The sequence below is a fragment of the Pseudonocardia sp. KRD291 genome, from assembly GCF_019263595.1.
GTDB lineage: Bacteria > Actinomycetota > Actinomycetes > Mycobacteriales > Pseudonocardiaceae > Pseudonocardia.
The window spans coordinates 1-7,086 of record NZ_JADQDD010000303.1 but is presented as its reverse complement, the minus strand read 5'-3'; the positions used below and the strand labels follow the sequence as shown (position 1 = coordinate 7,086).

The 7,086-nt window shown below is 72.1% G+C and carries 3 protein-coding genes and 2 pseudogenes; 2 read left to right on the top strand and 3 right to left on the bottom strand.

Annotated features, from left to right (window positions below; genetic code table 11):
* On the bottom strand, nt 1–1,097 hold a 1,097-nt coding region (locus I4I78_RS27825; protein ID WP_218614466.1), incomplete at its 3' end, for an alanine--glyoxylate aminotransferase family protein.
* A gap of 311 nt (nt 1,098–1,408) precedes the next feature.
* Between I4I78_RS27825 and I4I78_RS27820 the strand changes: the two genes are divergently transcribed.
* Together I4I78_RS27820 and I4I78_RS34335 are read left to right on the top strand one after the other, a co-directional pair.
* The gene (locus I4I78_RS27820) at nt 1,409–2,947 is read left to right on the top strand and encodes an SLC13 family permease (protein ID WP_218614465.1); all 1,539 of its coding nucleotides are present in this window, start codon (nt 1,409–1,411) and stop codon (nt 2,945–2,947) included.
* A gap of 34 nt (nt 2,948–2,981) precedes the next feature.
* Nucleotides 2,982–3,377 (top strand): annotated as a pseudogene (locus I4I78_RS34335) (transporter substrate-binding domain-containing protein); the annotation flags it as partial.
* 348 nt (nt 3,378–3,725) lie between these two features.
* On the opposite strand, the pseudogene I4I78_RS33075 reads toward I4I78_RS34335, so the two are convergent.
* Both I4I78_RS33075 and I4I78_RS27810 read right to left on the bottom strand, forming a co-directional pair.
* Nucleotides 3,726–5,612, bottom strand: a pseudogene (locus tag I4I78_RS33075) (VWA domain-containing protein); the annotation flags it as partial.
* The gene (locus I4I78_RS27810; RefSeq protein WP_218614464.1) at nt 5,605–7,002 is read right to left on the bottom strand and encodes a sigma 54-interacting transcriptional regulator; all 1,398 of its coding nucleotides are present in this window, start codon (nt 7,000–7,002) and stop codon (nt 5,605–5,607) included. The gene I4I78_RS27810 and the pseudogene I4I78_RS33075, both read right to left, overlap by 8 nt.
* Between the last annotated feature and the right edge of the window lie 84 nt (nt 7,003–7,086).

Below are 7,086 nucleotides of genomic sequence, written 5' to 3'. Positions count from 1 at the left end.
AGCCCCATCTGGACCCCGGCCAGCGTCCCGGCCAGCGTCAGGTCGTTGAACGACCCGAGGTGGCCGATCCGGAAGATCTTGCCGGCCAGCTTGCCCAGCCCGGCGCCCAGCGACATGTCGTAGCGGTCCAGGATCACCCCGCGGATCTTGTCCGCGTCCACGCCCTCGGGCACCAGCACCGCGGTCAGCGACCCGGAGTGCTCCCGCTCGTCGGCGCAGAGCACCTCCAGCCCCCAGCCCCGCACGGCCGCACGGGTGGCCTCGGCGTGCCGGGTGTGCCGGGCGAACACGTTGGCCAGCCCCTCCTCGTCGAGCAGGCGCAGCGCCTCGCGGAGCCCGTAGAGCAGGTTCGTGTTCGGGGTGTAGGGGAACATCCCGCGCCGGTTGGCCTCGAGCATCGGGCCCCAGTCCCAGAACGACTTCGGCAGCCGTGCGGTCCGCGAGGCCTCCAGCGCCTTGTCGCTGATCGCGTTGAAGCTCATCCCCGGCGGCAGCATCAGGCCCTTCTGCGACCCGGCCACCGTCACGTCGACGCGCCACTCGTCGTGCCGGTAGTCGATCGAGCCCAGCGAGGAGATCGTGTCCACCAGCAGCAGCGCCGGGTGGCCCGCCGCGTCCATCGCCGCCCGCACGTCGGGCACCCGGCTGACCACGCCGGTGGAGGTCTCGTTGTGCACCAGGCACACCGCCTTGATCGCGTGCGCGGTGTCGGCCGCGAGCTTCTCCGCGACGACCTCCGGACTCGCCCCGTGCCGCCAGTCGCCGGGTACGAAGTCCACCTCGAGGCCGAGACGCTGCGCCATCTCCTGCCAGAGCGTGGCGAAGTGCCCGGTCTCGAAGCACAGCACCCGGTCGCCCGGGCTCAGCGTGTTGACCAGGGCGGCCTCCCAGGCCCCGGTCCCGGTCGCCGGGTAGATCACGACCGGGCCGGTGGTGCCGAACACCGGCTTGACGCCGTCGAGCACCTCGCGGGCGAGCCGCGCGAACTCCGGGCCGCGATGGTCGATGGTGGGCGCCGAGAGGGCGCGCAGCACCGTGTCGGGCACGTTGGTCGGCCCGGGGATCTGCAGGAAGTGTCGGCCTGCCGCATAGCTCATCGGTGAGTCCTCCGGTGTCCGGCCCGCTTCGGTCAGTGATCCGCAGCTGTCCCGGTAGCTATCCGCATCGCGGAACATTGCTACCGCAGCGTGGACTCTATCCGGCGCCCGGGCCGGACGTCGAGCGCTGAGTACGACACCCGGATCGCTGCGCACCAAGCCTTGACGCTCCGACGTGACGCAGCTAATACTTGTGCCCGGAACACGTATTCCACGATGCGGAAGATCTCTGTTGCGGTCGCCGGCTCCCCGGTCCGGTCGTCGGCAGAAACGCAACCTCGACCGTCAATGCCGACCCGAGGGGTCCCCCCATGTCGATTGAGCTCATCTCGATCCTGGCGCTCGTACTGGTGTTCCTGGTGGCGACCGTGCTGCCGGTGCACATGGGTGCGCTCGCGTTCGTCGCCGCGTTCGTCGTCGGCACCGCGGTGGTCGGTGAGAGCACCGACGACATCGTCGGCGGCTTCCCCGGTGACCTGTTCGTCATCCTGGTCGGGGTCACACTGCTGTTCGCCATCGCCAAGGGCAACGGGACGGTGGACTGGCTGGTCCAGGTCGCGGTCCGGGCGGTGGGCGGCAGGATCGCCCTGATCCCCTGGGTGATGTTCGTGGTCACCGGCGCGCTCACCGCGGTCGGCGCCGTGGTCCCGGCCGCGGTCGCGATCATCGCCCCGGTCGGGATGAGCTTCGCGACGCGGTACCGGATCAACCCGATGCTGATGGGCCTGCTGATCATCAACGGGGCCAGCGCGGGCGGGTTCTCCCCGATCAGCATCTTCGGCAGCATCACCAACGGCGTGGTCGAGCGCAACAACCTGCCCGGCAACCCGACGCTGCTGTTCGTGTCCTCGTTCCTGTTCAACGTCGTGCTCAGCATCGTGGTCTTCCTGATCTTCGGGGGCCGGGAGCTGCTGCGCCGCAGCGGGGAGGACACCTCCGGGCCGCCGCTGACCCGGGCCCACCCCGACCCGCTGGCCCCGATCACCACCGCGACCCTGGCCACCGGGTCGTCCGGGTCGCTGGGGCTCGGTCACCGGGGGCGGTCCACCGCCTCGGCGACCCAGGTCCCTGCCGGGCAGACGCCGCCGTCCACGACGGGGGGCGGAACCACCGGCCCCGCACCGGCGCCCGACACGGAACCGGCGGGCGCCCCGGAGCCGGCGACGGCCACCGCGTCCGCGCCGACCTCGGCATCCGCCGCCACGGTCACCGCACCGGCGGGGGCACCGGGCGTCGACGACCCGGTGATGTCGCTGAACCGGGACCGGCTGCTGACGCTGGTCGGTCTCGCCGCACTCGCCGTGGGCGCGCTCGCGTTCGGGCTCGACGTCGGCTTCACGGCGCTGACCGTGGCCACGCTGCTCTCGCTGGTCTCCCCCGTGTCGGCCAAGGCCGCCGTCGGGCAGGTCGCCTGGCCGACCGTGCTGCTGATCTGCGGCATCGTCACCTACGTCTCGCTGATGGAGCGGATCGGGACGATCGACTGGCTGGGCAACATGGTCACCGCGATCGGGGCGCCGCTGCTCGGCGCGATCCTGATCTGCCTGATCGGTGCCGTCGTGTCCGCGTTCGCCTCCACCACCGGGATCCTGGGCGCCCTGATCCCGCTCGCCGTCCCGTTCCTGCTCGGCGGCGAGATCGGCGCCGTGGGGATGATCATCGCGCTGGCCATCTCGTCGTCCGTGGTCGACTCCAGCCCGTTCTCCACCAGCGGCGCACTGGTCGTGGCGAACGCCCCCGAGGACCGCCGCGACCAGGTGTTCCGGGGCTTGATGCGGTGGGGCTTCAGCATGGTCGTCCTCGCCCCGGTGCTCACCTGGGTGATCTTCGTGGTGCCCGGCTGGCTGTAGGCCGGCCCGCGCGACCCCGGGTTAGGGTGCCCGCGTGCGACGAGGCGCGGTACGACGGTCGGTGCTCGTGTCCCTGGTGGGAGCCGTCGTCCTGGCGGTCGCCGGGTGCGGGGGCTCGGCCGCCCGGCAGGAACCTGGCGGCGGGCCGGACGCACCCGCGGCGCCCCCGGCAGCCCTGGACCGGGTCGCGCAGACCTCGGAGCTGCGCGTCTGCAGCACCGGCGACTACCGGCCGCTGACCTACCGCGACCCCGCGGACGGGCGGTGGTCCGGCATCGACGTCGACATGGCCGGCGACCTCGCCGCCACCCTCGGCGCCCGGCCCACGATCGTGCCGACGACCTGGGCGAACCTGCTCGGCGACCTCGTCTCCGACCGGTGCGACATCGCGATGGGCGGGGTGTCGGTGACCGCGGCCCGGGCGCAGAAGGCGGCGTTCACGGTCCCCTACCTCGCCGACGGCAAGACCCCGATCACCCGGTGCGAGAACGTCGCCAAGTACCGGAGCGTCGAGCAGATCAACCGGCCCGAGGTCCGTGCCGTGGTCAACCCGGGGGGCACGAACGAGCAGTTCGCCCGCGAGACGCTGACCCGGGCGACGATCGTCCCGTACCCGGACAACAACACGATCTTCGACGCGGTCGCCGACGGCCGGGCCGACCTGATGGTCACCGACGCGATCGAGACCCGCTGGCAGGCCACCCGCGGCAAGGGCCTCTGCGCGGTGCACCCGGAGGCGCCGTTCACCCGCTCGGAGAAGGCCTACCTGGTGCGCCAGGGCGACCCGGTCCATGAAGTGCGCCAGCCCGGGATCGTCGCCGAGCACGAAGAACGTGAACTGGGCGTCCATCCCTGTCAGCTGGTCGACCCCGTCGATCGTGGCCCGGATCGTCTCCGGTGCCGGCGGGTAGTCGAAGAAGGCTTCGCCGTCGGGCTCCAGGTGCGCGGTCGGCTCGCCGTCGGTGACGACCAGGACCACCGGCATCGCGTCCGGCTGCCGGGCCAGGCGTTGCCGGGCCAGCAGCAGGGCGTGGTGCAGGTTCGTGCCCTGCATGTAGACGCCCTCCAGCCCGACCAGCTCGCCGAGCTGCACCGTCTGGGCGTGCCGGCCGAACGTGATGATCGACAGGTCGTCGCCCCGGAACCGGGTGGAGATCAGCTGGTGCAGCGCCAGCGCGGTGCGCTTCATCGGCACCCACCGGCCCTCGGCCACCATCGACCAGGACGTGTCCACCAGCAACGTCACCGCGGCGCGCGTGCGCTGCTCGGTCTCGGTGATCTCGACGTCGGACACGTCGAGGTTGCGGGTGTCGCCGCCTGCCTTGCGGAGCTGCGCGTTGAGCAGGGTGCGCGGCACCGACCAGGCCTCGGTGTCGCCGAACGCCCACGGCCGGGTGGCCCCGGTCGCCTCGCCCGCGGCCCCGGCCCGGCGGGTCTCCCGCTCGCCCTGACGGCCCCCGATCCGGTCGGCGACGTCGCGCAGCACCGACTGCCCGAGCCGGCGCAACGCCTTCGGCGAGAGCATCAACGAGCCGTCCGGCGTGCGCTCGAACAGTCCCTGACGCTGCAGCTCACGCTCCAGGTCGGCCAGCGTCCTCGCGTCGACGGCGGCCTGCGGGCCGAGTGCCTCGGCGAGCGCGTCGAGGTCGATGTCCTCCATCCGCGCGCCGGGGTAGCTCTGCGAGAGCTGCTCGGCCAGCGCGTCGAGCTGGCCCAGCTCCTCCATCGCGCGGGTGGCCTCGCCCATCCCCATCGGGTTGTCCCCGCGGAAACGACCGGAGCCCTCCCAGTCCTCGCCGGGGCGCATGCCCTGTAGCTGCGCGTCGAGCTGCTGCAGCGACTCGGCCAGGCGCGGGTCGCCGAACGCCTGCTGCGAGAGCTCCATCAGCTCGGCCCGCTGCTCGGCCGACATCGAGTTCAGCATCCGCTGCGCGGCGGCGGCCCGGGCGGCGAGCAGGTCGACGAGCTCCTCGGTGTTCTGCGGGTTCTCCGGGAAGTGCTCGCCGTGCTTGGCCATGAACTCGGAGAACTGCTCGGCCGTGTCCTGCCCCTGCGCGTGGTTCGCCAGCAGCGCGTTGAGATCGTCGAGCATCTCCCGGATCCGCTCGACGTCCTCCGGGGTGGCGTTCTCCATCGCCTGCTTCATGCCCGCGAAGCGCTGGTCGAGCATCTCCCGGCCGAGCAGATCCTTGATCTCCTCGTAGGCCTGCCGAGCCTCCGACGAGCGCCAGTCGTACTCGTTGAGTTCCCTGACGGCACCACCGGTGTCGTTCGGCAGCGCCTCGAGCTGCATCTCGCGGAACCTGGCGTCGTCGGAGTCCTCGTTGCGCAGGGACTCCTTCTCCGCCGTCATCGCCCGCTCCAGGAGCTCGCGGACCTCCTGGAGCGTGCCGTCGACGTCGTTGTCGCGCTGCAGGTCACGGCGGCGTTCCCAGACCTGGCGGGTCAGCTCGTCGAGCCCGTTGCGGTTCTCCATCCCGCGGCGCATCAGCTCCTGCAGGGCCTGGCGGGGCGAGGACCCCTCCATGACGTCGCGGCCGATCTGGTCCATCGCCTCGCGGATGTCGAACGGCGGGGCCAGCGGGTCCGGGCCTCCCAGATATGGGCCGTAGGCATAACGGCGCCTGCGCCGGCTGTGTCGCCTACCTTCCGGGGAATCAGCCATACGACACCGTGTCCCCGTCGTCCGACTCGTCCTTGGCCAGCTTGCGGGTCAGGAACAGGTACTCCAGCGCCAGCTCCGCGGCCGAGGCCATCGGGCCCGGGTCCTCGGTGCCGGACGCGCCCAGCTTCGTCGCGACCTCGGTCAGCGCGCCGACCTTCGGCAGCGCCGCGACGACCTCGGCGGCCGGGACCCGCTCCCCGGTGCGGACCGGGCGGGTGGACACCTCGACCGCCAGCTCGTCGAGGTCGACGCCGCGCAGCGCGTACCGGGCGGTGTCGGCGACGGCCCGGCGCAGCAGGTGCTCGAGGACCTCGTCCTCGCGCCCCTCCTCGCCGGAGGCGAACTCCAGCTTGCCGCGCAGCACCGACGGCACCGACTCCAGGTCGACCGGGCGGGCGTAGGCGCGGTCCTCACCGGTGATCGCGGCCCGGCGCAGCGCGGCGGCGGCGACGGTCTCGGCGGCGGCCACGGCGAACCGGGCGGACACACCCGAGCCCTGGTCGATCGCCGAGGACTCGCGCAGGTGCCGGGTGAAGCGGGCGACGATCTCGATCAGATGCTTCGGGACGTCTGCGGCCAGGTCGGCCTCCTGCTGCACCAACGCCACCTCGGGGGCGAGCTCGAGCGGGTAGTGCGTGCGGATCTCGGCGCCGAACCGGTCCTTGAGCGGGGTGATGATCCGCCCGCGGTTGGTGTAGTCCTCCGGGTTCGCGCTGGCGACGAGCAGCACGTCCAGGGGCAGCCGCAGCGTGTAGCCGCGGACCTGGATGTCGCGCTCCTCCATGACGTTGAGCAGCGCGACCTGGATGCGCTCGGCCAGGTCGGGCAGCTCGTTGATCGCGACGATGCCGCGGTGCGAACGTGGGACGAGACCGAAGTGGATGGTCTCCGGGTCGCCCAGGGACCGTCCCTCGGCGACCTTCACCGGGTCCACGTCGCCGATCAGGTCGGCGACCGCGGTGTCCGGGGTGGCGAGCTTCTCGGTGTAGCGCAGCGACCGGTGCACCCAGTCGATCTTCAGCTCGTCGCCGGCCTCGGCGGCGCGCCGGATGGTGGCCGGGGCGATCGGCTCGTAGGGGTGCTCCCCCAGCTCGGAGCCCTCGATGACAGGAGCCCACTCGTCGAGCAGGTTGCCCAGGGAACGCAGCAGTCGGGTCTTGCCCTGGCCGCGCTCGCCGAGCAGGACGAGGTCGTGGCCGGCGATCAGGGCCCGCTCCAGCTGCGGGATGACGGTGTCTTCGAACCCGACGATGCCGGGCCAGGGGTCGCGGCCCTCGCGCAGGGCCGACAGGAGGTTGTCGCGGATCTCGGTCTTGACGCCCCGCAGCTCGTGGCCCGACGCGCGCAGCGCGCCGAGGGTGCGGGGGAGCTCTGTGGGTGTGACGGGCACGGATTCCACGCTACGCCCGACACCGCTCCCCGGCGCGCGATCGGACCCGACCTTCTCGGCCCGCAACACGCCGTTCACCGGACC